Consider the following 15,706-nt stretch of genomic DNA (forward strand, 5'->3'; position numbering starts at 1 on the left):
TATTATGTGTTTTTTTCTTCGAATTTCTTCATTACATCTACTAATGTCTGAACGCCTGCCTTAGGCATTGCATTGTATATAGATGCTCTAAATCCTCCTACAGAACGGTGACCTTTCACACCCACACAACCAGCAGCAGCGCAGTCTTTCAAGAATTCCGCCTCTAACGCTTCATCTTTAAGCAAAAAGCAAACATTCATTCTAGATCGATCTTCTTTCGCAGCAGTTCCTTCGAATAAAGAATTACGGTCGATTTCATTATATAGTAAATCAGATTTTTCGATGTTTTTCTTTTCCATTGCAGCAACACCACCATTTTTCTTGATCCACCTTAGTGTCAACATAGACACATAAATAGGATAAACTGGAGGCGTGTTAAATGAAGAATCTTTATCGATGTGTGTCTGATATTTTAACATCGTAGGTAGTGCTTTCTCTACTTTATTTAAAATATCCTTTTTAACGATAACTAAAGTTACACCTGATGGTCCTAAGTTTTTCTGTGCTCCTGCATAGATGATTGAAAACTTAGAAATATCTAATGGTCTACTAAATATATCAGATGACATGTCAGCTACGAAAGGAACATCTGTTTCTGGCCAGTTAAATATTTCAGTCCCAAAGATCGTATTGTTACTAGTCAGGTGCAGATATTTATAATCAGAAGGAATATCATAACCTGTAGGAATGTAGTTGTAATTTTTATCTTTAGAAGATGCAACAACTTCAATTTCTCCGAACAGTTTAGCTTCTTTAATAGCCTTCGAAGACCATGCGCCTGTATCCAGATATCCAGCTTTATCTCCTTCGTTTAAAAGATTCATAGCAGTCATATAAAATTGAGAGCTTGCTCCACCCGAAAGGAAAAGTACTCCGTATTCATCCGAAACATTTAGCAATTCTCTTACTAAAGCTTCAGCTTCTTCTAGAACAGAAACAAACTCTTTAGATCTATGGGAAATTTCTAAAATAGATAGACCCATATCCCCAAAAGAGAGCGCAGATTTACTTGCTTCTTCGATTACCTCTTGTGCCAAAATTGCTGGCCCGGCATAAAAATTAATTTTCTTCATGAAATTTTTTTAGTTTTTAATATTCAATCAGTACCTCTTTCGTTAAATCCTGTGAATACTTATTTTCATCCTCCGATTTTAAATAAAATGACTTTTCGGGGGCAAATATAATAGTCTGTTTGCTTTCTGAAAGAATGCTCTTTTGCAATCCTGTTATTTCCAGATTAATAATGTCATCTCCACTTTTTTCAATGGTGATTTTTCTCGTGATTAAATCATCCTCTAAAGCAGTATATGTGGTCGTATTATCTACGTTTTCCACTTTGTATTTGCCTGCAAGAGAAACTTTGTTGATGTTGTATTTTTTCATCATTTCTAATTCAGGCGTAATGTCATAGTTTTCTAAATGTTTAGACTCTTCTACACCATTTAACAATACCTTTTTCTCAACACTTGGTTGTATTTTTTGTTCGGCAGAAAGTCCAACTAAATAGTTTTCAAGATCAAAGTAGCCTACACCTTGAGTTACGGCCTCTTCCGTAGTGCAAGAGATCATTTGAACCAAGATTAATATGTAGACTAAATATTTCATTTGATAAGATTAGTTCCTGTCATTTCTTTAGGAATATCAACTTCCATTATTGAAAGTAGGGTATTGGCGACATCGGCTAACTTTCCAGTTTCGATGGTTTTACCCTTACCGTGATTACTGACATAAAAAATAGGCACCATGTTTACCGTATGTGCTGTATTCGGTGTACCATCGTCATTAATCATATAATCGGAATTACCATGATCAGCAATGATGATAAATTCATAGTCGTGTTTTAATCCTGTTTCTACAATTTGTCTAACGCAATCATCTACTTTTTCAGCAGCAACTTGCGCAGCTTTGAAATCTCCAGTATGTCCGACCATATCAGTGTTTGCAAAATTCAGGCAAACGAAGTCAGGAAGATTAGCATTGATTTCAGCTATAATTTTTGACTTTACATCTTCTGCACTCATTTCAGGTTGTAGATCGTAGGTAGCAACCTTAGGAGATGGAACGAGAATTCGAGTTTCCCCAGCGAATTCTTTTTCGCGGCCACCCGAAAAGAAGAAAGTCACGTGTGGATACTTTTCTGTCTCAGCGATTCGTACTTGAGTCAATCCTGCATTAGCAACAACTTCACCCATGGTGTTCTTTAAGTTGTCTTTCGTAAAGAGAACTTTAATATTCTTGAAATTAGCATCATAAGTGGTCATGGTCCCGTATTCCAAGTCCAGTTTTTTCATTCCGAATTCAGGATGATCTTTTTGGGTAAGAACCTCTGTGATTTGTCTAGGTCGGTCTGTTCTATAGTTGAAAAAGATCACAACATCGCCATCTTTAATTTGAGTGTCATTAACCTTAATAGCGGGCATGAACTCATCGGTTTTGCCGTTTTTGTACTCTTCTGCTACCAGGCTAACTGGATCATCAGTAGTGAAATCTGCTATGCCTTTAACAATTAAATCATAAGCTTTCTGAGTTCTTTCCCAGCGTGTATCTCTATCCATTGCATAATATCTTCCGATAATGCTGGCAAGTTTAGGGTTTTTTAGGTCAATGTATTTTAGTAATTCACGCAGATAACCCTCTCCTGCTTTAGGATCAGTATCTCTACCGTCTAGAAAAGCATGAATAAAGACTTTCTCTAATCCGTATTTCTCCGTAACGTCAATAAGTGCTTCTAGGTGCTTGATATGAGAATGTACTCCACCATCAGAAAGAAGCCCCATCAGATGGACGGTTTTATTATTCTTTTTCGCTGAGGTAAGAAGATTAACTAAAACTTCATTCTTTTCGAACTCACCATCTGCAATGGCTTTGTTGATTCTAGTGAAATCTTGATATACGACTCTACCTGCTCCGATATTTAAGTGACCGACCTCAGAATTACCCATTTGTCCTTCCGGAAGTCCAACATCCATCCCGAAGGTGACTAATTCAGCGTTCGGATAATCTTTGTATAGGGAATCAATAAATGGAGTATTGGCCTGCGCAATTGCGCTTACTTTTTCATTTTTGCCGTGCCCCCAACCGTCAAGTATTAAGAGGATCGCCTTTTTATTTGCCATATCTGTTCTAATTAGAGTGCAAAATTAGTCATTTTCTATTCAATTATAGGAAGTAGTATGTGAAATTTGAACTAAGAAAGTGGTTTGAGACGTTAAATATAAAAAAGACGGAAAATGAAGAGACTTTTCTCTGTACTGGTATTTAGTTTATTGGTTAGTATGACCTTTGCTCAGAATAATTTATTCACTGCAATCGGAAGTTCAGATGTAGCTACATTAAGTAGTAAGTTTGGAAGTGATGTGGAGATCTGCATTGGAACGGAGCAAGATTTTTATTCTAAATCGAGTGCAACAAAAAGACTTGAGAAATTTTTTGCAGAGGTTCATCCGAAGACTTCAAAGTTTAAGCACAAAGGAAATAATAAGAATAAAACAAGTGAATACTCTGTAGGAACGATGACTTCTGAGAAAGGAAATTATCGAGTTTTTATCTACTATGAAGGAGAGAAGATCACTGGTTTGATGTTTAATAAGGATGAGTAACCGTTCCGCTGGCTAGCGGAAAAATGCCAGCGGGATTTTAGGTTACGAACCTGAACGAACGAATCCGCTGCATAACGGATCGATTACGACAGTGCTCGAAGAGAGAGAACTGCGAAAGCAGCTGCGGATGCTGAACCCCGCAGGATGAGATGGCAAAGCGCTAACAAACTAACTTTCCGACTGTTGACATCTTTTCTCGAACATTACCAAATCACACAATCATAATATAGTATATCAAGTAACAATGTCGGTGCGCTGCACCTCTTTTTATCATTGATAGCTCTATTACAGACAAAGTCGGTCCTCTGGACCTTGATCAGGATGAGCAAGTGATTTCCAGAAAAGATCAATTTGGAAAATTAAGACATCGAATTTTGCGAAGTTAGGTCGATTACGAACTAACTTTCCGCCTTTTGACATCTTTTCTCGAACATTACCAAATCACACAATCATAATACAGTAAACCAAGTAACAATGCCGGTGCGCTGCACCTCTTTTTATCATTGATAGCTCTATTACAGACAAAGTCGGTCCTCTGGACCTTATTCAGGATGAGTAAGTAAGTTTTAGAATAGATCAATTTGGAAAATTAAGACATCGAATTTTGCGAAGTTAGGTCGATTACGAACTAACTTTCCGCCTTTTGACATCTTTTCTCGAACATTACCAAATCACACAATCATAATACAGTATATCAAGTAACAATGTCGGTGCGCTGCACCTCTTTTTATCATTGATAGCATTTATTACAGACAAAGTCGGTCCTCTGGACCTTGATCAGGATGAGCAAGTGATTTCCAGAATAGATCAATTTGGAAAATTAAGACATCAAATTTTGCGAAGTTAGGTCGATTACAAACTAACTTTCCACCTGTGGACATCTTTTCTCGAACATTACCAAATCACACAATCATAATATAGTATATCAAGTAACAATGCCGGTGCGCTGCACCTCTTTTTATCATTGATAGCATTTATTACAGACAAAGTCGGTTCTCTGGATCTTAAACAACTTAAACAACTAATACCCATATATTATAGGCACCCATGAAGTTTACTCTTTTTTGCAATCTATTTTCCAAGTAGGATAAATAATGGATTCATCCAAGCTTACCCATTCTCCGATCCACTTATATCCTTTAGTAGAAATATCGTAGAAACTCAATCGAAAGTAGCCTTCTTGTCCATTAGGAGATTTCTGGTCTTTATACAGTATTATTTTTCCATCTTCCTTTTCATCATACCAAGTAGGAAGAGTTTGTGGTACACTACTTGTCGAGTAATAATGAACGTACCATTGAGCACTATCTACATTGTATTGCCTGATACTGCCCGAATGTCTTCCATCTGCTTTGAGTGTTTCATCTTGGATGGCCATTCCGTTCATGATGTATTTCCAGGTCCATGTCATATCTACAGGTTTGGCCCAGGTTTGATCCTGATTTCTAGAGGTTGACTTACAATTACATTTTCCAATTAATAAGTGGTAGTCTTTAATTTGTTCCGGGGCATCAAGATTTGGCTGACCGTATGGAAATGCTTCAGAACTGGTGTATTCGTACTGTGCATAAAGATGGGTTCCTGTGAAGAAGCTAATTAGTAATAAGATGACTTTCATTTCTTAGGAGAGTTTGTCTATCTAAAGAACGAATAGATTGAGAATATGTATGATTAAATTAATTCCTGTTTCAATTATGCTTTTATTATCTTGATTAATAAAATGGTCGACATCGTTACCCAAGTAGAAATTGACAAACCTATTTCTTTGGTTTCTGCTTATGCATCAGATCCTGACAACACCACTTCCTGGTATGTAAATATTGATTCTATAGAATGGATAACACCAAAACCATTGCAAGTAGGTTCACTCCTCGCCTTTAAAGCAAGATTTCTTGGGAAAGACTTGTCCTATACTTATGAAGTTGTAGAAAGCATTCCTAATAAAAAGTTTGTTATGCGGACTGCGGATGGTCCATTTCCGATGGAAACAACCTATACTTGGGAGGCGCTATCAGCAGAGAAGACTAAAATGACTCTCAGAAACAGAGGGAATCCTACAGGATTTAAAGTATTTCTAGCTCCATTAATGAAAATGGCGATGCGTCGAGCTAATAACAATGACTTACAGAAGTTAAAGGAAATTTTAGAAAGTATATAGTAATATTATGTCGAAGCTTAGGGATAAAGTCACGTAACTTATTCTAACATTGACCTAAAACCTAATATAATTAAGGAGTATAATAGGCCATCTAAATGTATATCAGTCTTAGTTTAAGATGATTTCTGGGTATTTTTCGATAAGAACTTCGTACGCTTTTTTAGGCTTTAGTCCTTCTACTTCCCTTAAGAATTCTTGAGTTCGTGAATGCTCAGTATTAAACTTAGGAACACCAGAAGTCTGTTGATCAATAAAGGTTTTAATTTCTTCTTTAGACATCACAGCGATCATTTTCTTCTTCTGCTTGTCACTTTCATCGCTAGGTAATCGAGTTAAGAAAGGAGAGTCTTTATAACCTAACTCTTCTAGGTATGATGACATAAAGGCCTTATTCTCCTGAAATTTCTTTTCTGTTTCTGCATCATAAGTTATACAAGAGGTTAAAAATATGGGTAGGCAAATTATGAAGTAAAGTAAGATCTTAATTTTCATGATAGTATATATTATTCTAGTATTAATTAATGGTCTTTGAATTAGAATGGTTCCTGGATAATTTTTATAATGAAGACATATTTGACTAAATGGATTCAATAATTATCACAATATTCTTCATAAATAATCTTTGATAATTAATATTATAAATAGAAATGATACTTTTCTACTGTTTAATAATTGGGTTATGCACTTAACTAGGTGGCGCTTTCTTTAAGATATTTTTCATTGTATTTTCTTTTAATATTGAAGTTATGAAAAATGACTGCAATAAATATTGACTAAAAAAAACTAATATTTTAATAAGAAAAAAATGCGATCACTACTTTTATTTTCTCTGATCATGTTCTTTAATTCAATCAAAGCCCAGCAAGTAGGTATTAATAAAATTTATCCAGAACATACTTTGGATGTGCGATCAACGAACAATGTGGATCCTGCGGGTTTTAATCTTTCTAATCAAGACAAGTCCAAATATGTGCGCTTATTTAGCGGAAGCACAACGTATCCAGATCCTTCAATAGCTTGGAACCCTGATTATAACTTTGTGTTTGCAACATATAACGACAATACACTTGCTTTTACTGAATATATGCGCATTTCGTCAGTGGGTGATGTGGGTATAGGGGTCGCAAACCCTGAAGCAAAGTTGGATATTCTAGGTGGAGATTGGAATCTAGATGCTGGAAATGCGGGAGATTTTCGGATAGGCAACGCCACTTATAATTTCAGAATTGGTATTGCGACTGGAGGGGGTGGTGCAGGGATTACTAGAATGTATGCGAATAGCAATGATTTAATACTTGGAGCGAATGATACCCCTATATTGAAATTGAAGTCGAATGGCGAGTTATTAGCCCCTTTAATGACTAATAATATTATTGAAAGTGGTGGAAATAAATCGCTAATCACCAAAGAATATGCTGATGCAACATATGTTTTAGACGAAGTAAAGACTAAAGAAATAATGATTCCTGCAGCCTCATTTAGTACACTAGGTTTGAATAATTATGTAATCTATGAAGGAATAGCATATGGTTCACCTTTAATAGCTCCGGTTGTTTTGCCTGTTGGTTCTATAATTACTGAGCTAAGCGCATATTTTTATGATTCTAATAATAATAATTTTAGCTGCACTTTTAATTTAAAAAATATTAATAGCAATTTTATTAGTTCTTTTTATACTATAAGCACAGATAATTCCACTAGTGGTCATAAAGTTATTACTTCTACGACAAATATTCAGATTACCTCTAATTTTGCCTACTTTTTAACTGTGAAAGATATTGATGAGGGCGATGTTACCGGTTTTAATGGCCTTAAGGGTGTTAAAATAAAATATATAGAAAATTGATGGAGCGTGTATTATGTTTTAATAAAACTGCTGGAAATATAGTATGAAATCTTTATAAAAATTTAGTGCTTGGAGATATCGAAGAAATATGATCTTTTAATATTGAAATTTTATTTACGATCATGAGGTCTAGTTTTATATATAGAAATTCTTATTTTAAATTATCTTTCTCTAAAATTCCTTCACCGAATAATGCATAATCATATTTGACTGGATCTTGCGGATCGAACCTTTGCAAGTGTTCTGTGATTTCTATAACGGCTTGCCAGTCTCTTTGCTTACGAGTGAGTAAGCCGTAGTGTCTAGCAACTCGTTCTACATGAACATCCAATGGAATCTTCAAAGCGGACATTGGGATATCATCCCATAAACCGAAATCTACTCCATTATTATCCTTTCGAACCATCCATCTGAAAAACATATTTAGTCGTTTACAAGTTGATTTTCTAGCTGGAGAAGCGACATGTTTTTGAGTACGTCTTAGCGCAAATTCATCATCAAAGAAGAACTCATTGAATCCAGAGAACATTTCTTCGATTTGATTTTCATCTGTTTTTCGGAATTGAGTAAATGCCTGTTCTAGTGATTCGTATTTCGAATATAATTTCCTGAAGAAGTGTATAAAATACAAGGTATCATCACCGTTAAAAGTCCGATGCTTGAATGTTTCGAAAGGTTCGAGGTCGCTTTCCTTATGATTCATGATGAAATCGTACGGATGTCCTCCCATCATGTCAACTAACAAGTTAGATTTGTTAATGATGGTTACCCGTTGTCCCCAGGAAAGCATAGCAACCCAGAAACCTATGATTTCAATGTCTTGTTTAAGAGAAAATTTGTGAGGAATAGAAATCGGATCTTTATCAATGAAAGTAGGGCAATTGAATTGCTCTACTTTCATGTCAAAATGTTCTTTTAATTTCAGCAATGTATTAATCCAGCGTTTGTCTGATTTCTACGATTTCGTAAACTTCGATAGTATCGCCTTCTTTAATATCATTATAATTCTTAATCGTAATACCACATTCCAGTCCTTTCTTAACTTCTTTCACATCGTCTTTGAAACGCTTCAATGAGCTAATTTCACCAACTGTTCCTGGCTTGGTAGGATATACAACTATTCCGTTTCGTATAATTCTGATCTTAGAGTTTCTAGAAATAGAACCATCTTGAACAATACAACCCGCAATGGTACCAATCTTAGAAATTTTATAGGTTTCTCTAACATCAACCTGGCCAGTGATTTTCTCTTCTTGAGTCGGTTCTAACATACCTTCTATGGCAGCTCTAATCGTATCAATGGCTTCATAAATTACAGAGTAAGTCTTGATTTCTACACCTTCTTTTTCGGCAAGGTTTCTTGCGCCCATAGATGGTCTAACTTGGAAACCGATGATGATGGCATCTGATGCAGATGCTAATAATACATCCGATTCGATTATCTGACCTACACCTTTATGTATGATATTAACCTGAACGGTTTCTATTGATTGTTTCTGTAATGAATCCGCTAACGCCTCGATAGATCCATCCACATCCCCTTTAATAATAAGGTTCAGTTCTTTAAATGTTCCTAATGCTAATCTTCTTCCGATCTCATCTAAACTAATACGCTTACTAGCTCTATTGGTTTGTTCTCTCTTAATCTGACCTCTTCTAGAGGCGATCTGTCTTGCTTCTTGTTCAGAATCAGCAACTTTAAATTTCTCACCTGCTTGAGGTGCTCCACTAAGTCCTAGAACCAATACTGGCTGAGAAGGTCCAGCTTTTTTAACTCGCTTTCCTTTCTCATTAAACATGGCCTTCACTTTTCCAGAGTGTTCTCCAGAAACGATAGGATCTCCTATTTCTAGCGTTCCATTTTGAACTAGAATTTTTGTAACATATCCACGACCTTTATCCAAAGATGCTTCTATTACGGTACCTACAGCTTCTCTATTAGGATTAGCTTTAAGTTCTAGTAGTTCAGATTCTAGAACTATTTTTTCTAATAATTTATCAATATTCAGACCTGTTTTAGCAGAGATATCTTGAGATTGGTACTTACCACCCCATTCTTCTACTAATAGATTCATTCCTGAAAGTTCTTGCTTAATTCTATCTGGAGATGCACCTGGTTTATCAATCTTATTGATTGCAAAGATCATCGGTACTCCGGCTGCTTGAGAGTGACTAATGGCCTCTTTTGTTTGAGGCATTATGTTATCATCCGCTGCAATTATAATAACAGATACATCTGTAACTTTCGCACCCCTAGCCCTCATCGCTGTAAAGGCTTCGTGACCTGGTGTATCTAAGAATGTTACTTTATCTCTTCCTTCTCCGACTCTTACTTCATAGGCTCCGATATGCTGTGTGATACCACCGGCTTCACCGTCAGCAACACTCGCGTTTCGGATAAAATCCAGTAAAGATGTTTTACCATGATCCACGTGACCCATTACGGTTACAATCGGAGCTCTTGGTACAAGATCTGCTGGATCATCTGCAACTTCTTCGAAGTCGTCATCCTCTTCTACTGCTGAGATAAATTCAATTTCTTTATTAAATTCATCAGCTAACAATTCAATAATTTCAGCATCAAGTCGCTGATTAATAGAGACAATTACTCCAAGATTCATACATGTTGTAATAACATCTGTTACACCAACATCCATCAAGTTTGCGAATTCAGAGACAGAAATAAATTCAGTCAATTGAATTTTTTCAGTTACGCCTTCTAAATCTTTAACTTCTTGTTTTTCTCTTTTATCTTCTCTATTATCTCTTCTTATTTTCTGGCGTTTGTTCTTTCCACGATTGGAAAGTCTAGCCATTGTTGCTTTGATTTTATCTTCTATCTCTTTTTGAGAAACTTCTTTAATCTCATCTTCTCTTTTGCCTTTAGAACCACCACTTCTATTCGAGTTAGAGTTTCTATTTCCACCTCTGTTATTGCTTCCGCCGCTGTTACTTCCGCTTCCGCTTCCTTGAGACTGGAAGTTTTTAGCTGGTACCTTTTTACGTTTACGCTTTCTCTTGTTGGCGTCTGTAGAATTAGCAGATTGTCCTTTTTTATCGTCCGTATCTTTCTTCTTAGGACGATTCATTTCTTTTAGCTTAGCAGCATCGATCTTACCAAGGATTTTTGGTCCTTTTAAAGTAGGTGCATTCGCTCGTATCAATTTATTTTCTTCTGCGGGAGCTGGTTTTACAGCCTCATCAGAAGTTTTCGAAGTTTCTTCAACTTTTTCCTTTACTACAGGCTTTTCTTCCTTAACGACAGTTGGTTCTTCTTTCTTTTCAGCTACAGGCTCCTCTTTTTTCACTTCTGGCTCTTCTTTCTTCACCACAGGTTCTTCTGCCTTTGGTTTAGGTTTTTTCTGAGCATCCAGATCAATCTTGCCGATTACTTTAAGCTGATGAGGTCTGTTAGATTCAACTTCTGCTTCTGCAGGGGTTTTCACTTCCTCTTTTACATCTTCTACCACTTCAGGTTCCACCACAGGAACTTCTTTTTCTTCTACTACAGGCTCTTCTTTCTTAGCCACAGGCTCTTCTACCTTAGGAGTAGAAACTGGTGGTTTTGAGAAAAGTTTCGGTTTCTCATCTTCGGGTTTAATCCTAGTTCCTATAACTAGTTTATCCGCTTTTTCTTTTTCGGCAATAGAATTACTGAACTGCTTTAGCAGCTGGTCGTACATTTCATCCGAAACCTTGGATGTGGGCTTATTATCGATTTCAAAACCCGCCTTATGCAGGTGTTCTACGATCGTTGCCGTTCCGACATTTAATTCTTTTGCTATTTTAACCAGACGTCTAGCCATGCAGTCTAAATATATTTTTATTTACGAAGTAAAGACTTATTCTTCAAACTCAGATGCCAATATTTTCAGGACATCGTCTACTGTTTCTTCTTCTAAGTCTGTTCTTCTTGTTAATTCTTCTTTACTTAAATTTAGGACACTTCTTGCAGAATCACATCCTATAGACTTCAATGAGTCTATTACCCATGATTCGATTTCATCAGAAAATTCGTCCAAATCTACATCATCTACTTCTAATTCATCAGAATCTCTATAAACATCTATTTCATAACCAGTTAATTTACCAGCTAATTTAATGTTCGATCCTCCTTTTCCTATTGCTAATGAAACTTGATCAGGCTTTAAAAATACAGCCGCAGTCATAGTTTCGTTATTTAACTCTATGTTCGTAACCTTTGCTGGAGTTAATGATCTCTGAATAAATAGTATACTGTTATTGGTAAAGTTAACAATATCTATATTCTCATTTTTCAATTCTCTAACAATACCGTGAATTCTAGAACCTTTCATTCCGACACACGCTCCTACTGGATCTATTCTATCATCGTAAGACTCTACAGCTACTTTCGCACGCTCACCAGGAATTCTAACAATTTTCTTAACTGTAATTAATCCATCTTCTATTTCTGGTACTTCTTGCTCTAGTAGTTTTTCTAAGAAAACACTATCCGTTCTAGACATAATAACAACTGGATTGTTGTTCTTCATATCTACTCTACTGATAACTCCTTTCACCATATCACCTTTTCTGAAAAAATCTCCTTTAATCATTTCAGATCTTGGTAGGATTAATTCATTTCCAGTAACATCATCCACGATTAAAATTTCTCTTTTCAATATTTGATGAACTTCACCAAGTATTAAATCACCAACTCTATCAGAATATCTTTTAAAGATCTCATCTTTCTCTAATTCCATAATTCTAGAGATCAGTGTCTGTCTTGCAGCCATAATTGATCTTCGTCCGAATTCCTCAAGCGTTAATTGCTCATAACACTCTTCCCCTACTTCATAATCTTCATCAATACTTAATGCCTCTGAAATTGAAATCTGCGATCTGTCATCCGTAACCTCACCATCTGGTGCGATTTCTCGAACACGCCACATCTCTAAATCACCATTGGTCGTATTTACAATGACGTCGTAATTTTCATCTGAACCGTACTTCTTTCGGATCAAAGTTCTAAATACATCCTCTAATACCCTCACCATGGTGGGTCTATCTATATTCTTACTTCCCTTAAATTCGGAAAAAGTTTCAACCAAATTCATATTGCAAATATTTTAAAAACTGACTTTTACAATTATTTTTTCAATCTCCTCATCTTTAATTGGATGAAGGATCGTCTTCTTTATATTCTTTTTTCCTTGCTTTTCTTTCACCTCATATTCTAATTCGACTCCCTCTTCGTTTGCATCTTTCAGCAAACCTTTAACTTTCTTCCCATCTTCCTTTAATGTAACTTCAACAGTCCGTCCAATGTTCTTGATATACTGTCTTTTGAATTTTAAAGGCTTTCCTATTCCTGGCGATGAAACTTCTAAAAGGTACTTTTCTCCAAAAACTTGTGTCTCGTCAAAGTGACTTTCCAGAAATCTACTAATTTTTCGGCACTTATTAAAGCCCATGTCAGAATCACTATCCACAAACACTAAAATTTTGCTTCCACTGACACTAAGTTCAGTAACAAAACAATCTTCTAATTCACTTTCCTGGAAATACGCTTCTAAAAGCTGGATAATCTGTTCTTCTTTCAAATCAAATATTCTTATAAATGAAAAGAGGGAATCATTTATGTTCCCTCTTTCCTCAAAAGCAGTGCAAATATACTTAATTTCATTTAATATTCAATGCTTTTTATTAAATGAGTTGTAAATGTTAAAATAAAGGGTCTAAGAACCACAATTGTATTTTCAGGTGTATATCCATTTATGGAATCTATTTCTATTTTTTTAAGGTCATTATTCTGTGTTTTTAATCAAAAATTCACTTAGTCATTTTGAACTTTATAGCCAATTTTTGATTTGATAGTGCACCCTGTTGAATCATTATCAAATCTAAACTAGTTAACTTATAAAATTACATCACTTATGGACAGTTGGTCTGAGACACTTAATTTAATCCAAACAAAACTAAGCTTGTGGGCTGATAAACTTGTTTTATCTATTCCTAACATCACCCTAGTGCTTATAGTATTAGTCCTGGGAATATGGGTTATTAGGTTAGCTAAAGGAAGAGTAAATAAAATTAGCCAAAAGTTCTCTTCGAATGTAGCTCTGGGTCAGCTGATTTCTAATGTCATCAGCGCACTACTTTATATTTCACTTCTAGTACTGATTCTATCTATTCTTGGTCTTTCTAAGTCCGTTACAACAGTACTGGCCTCTGCAGGAGTTATGGGATTAGCAGTTGGTCTGGCATTGCAAGACCCACTGATGAACTTATTTTCTGGAGTAATCATGAGTGTGAAATCTACTTTTAAAATTGGGGATTTCATAGAAACAAATGGTCATGTGGGTTCCGTTCAAGCGATAACATTGAGAAATACCATGCTCAGAACCTTAACAGGGGAAGAAGTAAGTATTCCGAATAAAATGGTGCTACAGAATCCTGTGAAAAATATGTCTACGAATGGCATCCGTCGTGCGGAAATATTATGTGGAATTTCATATGGTGACGATTTAAGAAAAGTAAAGGAAATTGCAATGAACTCCGTTGCTGATTTAGCATATCAAGGTGTACCAAGACCTGTTGAGTTTATTTTTCTAAGCTTTGGTGATAGTTCTATTAATTTCCAACTCAGATTCTGGACTAATCCGGAGAATGTATGGCAGTTTCTAGAAGCGAAAAGTGAAGGTATAATCAGACTGAAGCAAGCGTTTGATGATGCGGATATCAGCATTCCTTTCCCGATAAGAACATTAGATTTCGGAGTAAAAGGTGGAACTGAATTAATAGAAATGATTCCTGAGGAGAAACAATCTTAAACTAAATTTTAGTTTTATAGGTTTAGCATTTTTTTAACATAAAATAGCTTATCAATTAGGGATAATAGTGGAGTATAATGTCAATTAGAGTAGATAAGATTTAAGGTAATAAAATTAAGTATAGGTTTTAACTTTAATTGGCTATTGTTAAATATTGCTCAGCGATTTCCGAAAAATACCCCAGATCGTCATCAAAAGTCCGGCAATAATTGGCCCGAGTACAAACCCAGTTACTCCGAAAAAACTAAGGCCTCCGAGCGTACTCAGCAAGATTAGTAAATCAGGCATTTGTGTATCTTTTCCTACGAGGTGAGGACGCAATAAATTATCTATAGTACCGACGATCGCAGCCCCCCAAATCGTTAATCCAATAGCCGAAACGACCTCACCAGTAATGAATAAATAGATTACCGCTGGAACCCACACGATTCCACTTCCTATGCTTGGAATAACGGACATGGCTGCTGCAATGGCTCCCCAAAAGGCTGCGCCCCGAATGCCGATTACCCAGAAGGCTAACCCGACCAGTGTGCCTTGCAACAAACCAATAAATAATGCTCCTTTTAAGGTAGCTCGGGTAACAGATAATCCTTGATTTATTAATTGTTGGAAATCATCTTGATTTAATGGAACGTAGTCAAATGTTTGCTCTACTAATTTCTCTCCTTTAATCAAGAAATAATACAAGGCATATAATAGAATGAATAAATTCAGGAAAAACACGAATGTCCCTTGAGTAAGTGCGGTTAGATTACTAACTAATATATTTCCAGCCCGCCCAGCTAACTCGCTTACCTTTTCAAACAATTGGACTTTGTACGGTTCTAATTCATTCGAAAATGGTAACCAATTTGGGAGCCGATGGTCGGGGCTCGCTGAGTTTTTTAATTGCTCTTGTACAAGTGGTCCGAATTCTTCTGAAACATAAATAGCTTCATTCACAATTAAGCTAATCATAAATATAGAAGGAATAATGATGACCAATAAGACAAGACTCAGGACGATAATAGATGCAAGGGAACTACGCCCTTTTAGCTTTCTTAAAACCCACTTGTAAAACGGATAAAGGAGACCACTAATAATCGCCGCTAAAAAAACGGCTAGAATATAATCCCAGATGATTGTTAAAAATAGGATCGTAGTAACGATGAGTAAAAAAGGTATGAAAAACTTCTTGTAATTACTTTCTGTAATATCCTTTGACATAAGACCCAATTTTGGTGAAAATATTAAATAATCAGAAGCACATAACCCGCTTTCCTATCTGAAACGTTGCATAAATTTAAAACAATAAATAAACATTCTTGAT

The 15,706-nt window shown here is 35.8% G+C and carries 14 protein-coding genes; 4 read left to right on the forward strand and 10 right to left on the reverse strand.

All coding sequences use genetic code 11. The features are described 5' to 3' along the window. Nucleotides 1-2: 2 nt before the first annotated feature. Genes serC through gpmI form a run of 3 tightly spaced genes read right to left on the reverse strand, consistent with a single transcriptional unit; the run spans nucleotide 3 to nucleotide 3,116 of the window. On the reverse strand, nucleotides 3-1,073 hold the full coding sequence (gene serC, locus L2586_RS10760; RefSeq protein WP_235292898.1) for a 3-phosphoserine/phosphohydroxythreonine transaminase: 1,071 nt from the start codon (nucleotides 1,071-1,073) through the stop codon (nucleotides 3-5). A gap of 16 nt (nucleotides 1,074-1,089) precedes the next feature. Then, entirely contained in the window at nucleotides 1,090-1,605 is a 516-nt protein-coding gene (locus L2586_RS10765; protein WP_235292899.1) for a hypothetical protein, read from the reverse strand. Next, nucleotides 1,602-3,116: a 2,3-bisphosphoglycerate-independent phosphoglycerate mutase gene (gene gpmI / locus L2586_RS10770; RefSeq protein WP_235292900.1), complete on the reverse strand. Its 1,515-nt coding sequence runs from the start codon at nucleotides 3,114-3,116 to the stop codon at nucleotides 1,602-1,604. Before gpmI ends, L2586_RS10765 begins: the two co-directional genes overlap by 4 nt. Before the next feature lie 114 nt (nucleotides 3,117-3,230). On the opposite strand from gpmI, the gene L2586_RS10775 reads away from it, so the two are divergent. Then, on the forward strand, nucleotides 3,231-3,599 hold the full coding sequence (locus L2586_RS10775) for a DUF4783 domain-containing protein (protein ID WP_235292901.1): 369 nt from the start codon (nucleotides 3,231-3,233) through the stop codon (nucleotides 3,597-3,599). A gap of 1,054 nt (nucleotides 3,600-4,653) precedes the next feature. On the opposite strand, the gene L2586_RS10780 is transcribed toward L2586_RS10775, so the two are convergent. Further along, nucleotides 4,654-5,217, reverse strand: coding sequence for a hypothetical protein (locus L2586_RS10780; RefSeq protein WP_235292902.1), 564 nt, complete (start codon nucleotides 5,215-5,217; stop codon nucleotides 4,654-4,656). A 102-nt stretch (nucleotides 5,218-5,319) separates the two neighbouring features. Here L2586_RS10780 and L2586_RS10785 point away from each other — a divergent pair, with 102 nt between their 5' ends. Beyond that, the gene (locus L2586_RS10785; protein WP_348535577.1) at nucleotides 5,320-5,757 is read left to right on the forward strand and encodes an SRPBCC family protein; all 438 of its coding nucleotides are present in this window, start codon (nucleotides 5,320-5,322) and stop codon (nucleotides 5,755-5,757) included. A 108-nt stretch (nucleotides 5,758-5,865) separates the two neighbouring features. On the opposite strand, the gene L2586_RS10790 is transcribed toward L2586_RS10785, so the two are convergent. Beyond that, nucleotides 5,866-6,249, reverse strand: a complete 384-nt coding sequence (locus L2586_RS10790) for a hypothetical protein (protein ID WP_235292904.1) — start codon at nucleotides 6,247-6,249, stop codon at nucleotides 5,866-5,868. Between the two features lie 313 nt (nucleotides 6,250-6,562). Between L2586_RS10790 and L2586_RS10795 the strand changes: the two genes are divergently transcribed. Continuing rightward, nucleotides 6,563-7,603, forward strand: a complete 1,041-nt coding sequence (locus tag L2586_RS10795; protein WP_235292905.1) for a hypothetical protein — start codon at nucleotides 6,563-6,565, stop codon at nucleotides 7,601-7,603. Between the two features lie 151 nt (nucleotides 7,604-7,754). On the opposite strand, the gene L2586_RS10800 is transcribed toward L2586_RS10795, so the two are convergent. Genes L2586_RS10800 through L2586_RS10815 form a run of 4 tightly spaced genes read right to left on the reverse strand, consistent with a single transcriptional unit; the run spans nucleotide 7,755 to nucleotide 13,167 of the window. Then, on the reverse strand, nucleotides 7,755-8,504 hold the full coding sequence (locus tag L2586_RS10800; RefSeq protein ID WP_235292906.1) for a TIGR02757 family protein: 750 nt from the start codon (nucleotides 8,502-8,504) through the stop codon (nucleotides 7,755-7,757). Between the two features lie 31 nt (nucleotides 8,505-8,535). Next, nucleotides 8,536-11,409, reverse strand: coding sequence for a translation initiation factor IF-2 (gene infB / locus L2586_RS10805; protein ID WP_235292907.1), 2,874 nt, complete (start codon nucleotides 11,407-11,409; stop codon nucleotides 8,536-8,538). A gap of 36 nt (nucleotides 11,410-11,445) precedes the next feature. After that, nucleotides 11,446-12,681, reverse strand: a complete 1,236-nt coding sequence (nusA, locus tag L2586_RS10810; RefSeq protein ID WP_235292908.1) for a transcription termination factor NusA — start codon at nucleotides 12,679-12,681, stop codon at nucleotides 11,446-11,448. Nucleotides 12,682-12,693: 12 nt separating this feature from the next. Then, entirely contained in the window at nucleotides 12,694-13,167 is a 474-nt protein-coding gene (locus L2586_RS10815; protein WP_235292909.1) for a ribosome maturation factor RimP, read from the reverse strand. Nucleotides 13,168-13,500: 333 nt separating this feature from the next. Here L2586_RS10815 and L2586_RS10820 point away from each other — a divergent pair, with 333 nt between their 5' ends. Next, the gene (locus L2586_RS10820) at nucleotides 13,501-14,397 is read left to right on the forward strand and encodes a mechanosensitive ion channel family protein (RefSeq protein WP_235292910.1); all 897 of its coding nucleotides are present in this window, start codon (nucleotides 13,501-13,503) and stop codon (nucleotides 14,395-14,397) included. 147 nt (nucleotides 14,398-14,544) lie between these two features. On the opposite strand, the gene L2586_RS10825 is transcribed toward L2586_RS10820, so the two are convergent. Then, complete coding sequence (locus L2586_RS10825; RefSeq protein ID WP_235292911.1) at nucleotides 14,545-15,603, reverse strand: AI-2E family transporter; 1,059 nt, start codon at nucleotides 15,601-15,603, stop codon at nucleotides 14,545-14,547. Between the last annotated feature and the right edge of the window lie 103 nt (nucleotides 15,604-15,706).

The organism is Portibacter lacus (assembly GCF_021533215.1).
GTDB classification, from domain to species: Bacteria; Bacteroidota; Bacteroidia; order Chitinophagales; family Saprospiraceae; genus Portibacter; species Portibacter lacus.

Coding starts and splice junctions, on each gene's coding strand:
- serC (WP_235292898.1), bottom strand. CDS start 1,073: ATGAAGAAAATTAATTTTTATGCCGGGCCAGCAATTTTGGCACAAGAG.
- L2586_RS10765 (WP_235292899.1), bottom strand. CDS start 1,605: ATGAAATATTTAGTCTACATATTAATCTTGGTTCAAATGATCTCTTGC.
- gpmI (WP_235292900.1), bottom strand. CDS start 3,116: ATGGCAAATAAAAAGGCGATCCTCTTAATACTTGACGGTTGGGGGCAC.
- L2586_RS10775 (WP_235292901.1), top strand. CDS start 3,231: ATGAAGAGACTTTTCTCTGTACTGGTATTTAGTTTATTGGTTAGTATG.
- L2586_RS10780 (WP_235292902.1), bottom strand. CDS start 5,217: ATGAAAGTCATCTTATTACTAATTAGCTTCTTCACAGGAACCCATCTT.
- L2586_RS10785 (WP_348535577.1), top strand. CDS start 5,320: ATGGTCGACATCGTTACCCAAGTAGAAATTGACAAACCTATTTCTTTG.
- L2586_RS10790 (WP_235292904.1), bottom strand. CDS start 6,249: ATGAAAATTAAGATCTTACTTTACTTCATAATTTGCCTACCCATATTT.
- L2586_RS10795 (WP_235292905.1), top strand. CDS start 6,563: ATGCGATCACTACTTTTATTTTCTCTGATCATGTTCTTTAATTCAATC.
- L2586_RS10800 (WP_235292906.1), bottom strand. CDS start 8,504: ATGAAAGTAGAGCAATTCAATTGCCCTACTTTCATTGATAAAGATCCG.
- infB (WP_235292907.1), bottom strand. CDS start 11,409: ATGGCTAGACGTCTGGTTAAAATAGCAAAAGAATTAAATGTCGGAACG.
- nusA (WP_235292908.1), bottom strand. CDS start 12,681: ATGAATTTGGTTGAAACTTTTTCCGAATTTAAGGGAAGTAAGAATATA.
- L2586_RS10820 (WP_235292910.1), top strand. CDS start 13,501: ATGGACAGTTGGTCTGAGACACTTAATTTAATCCAAACAAAACTAAGC.
- L2586_RS10825 (WP_235292911.1), bottom strand. CDS start 15,603: ATGTCAAAGGATATTACAGAAAGTAATTACAAGAAGTTTTTCATACCT.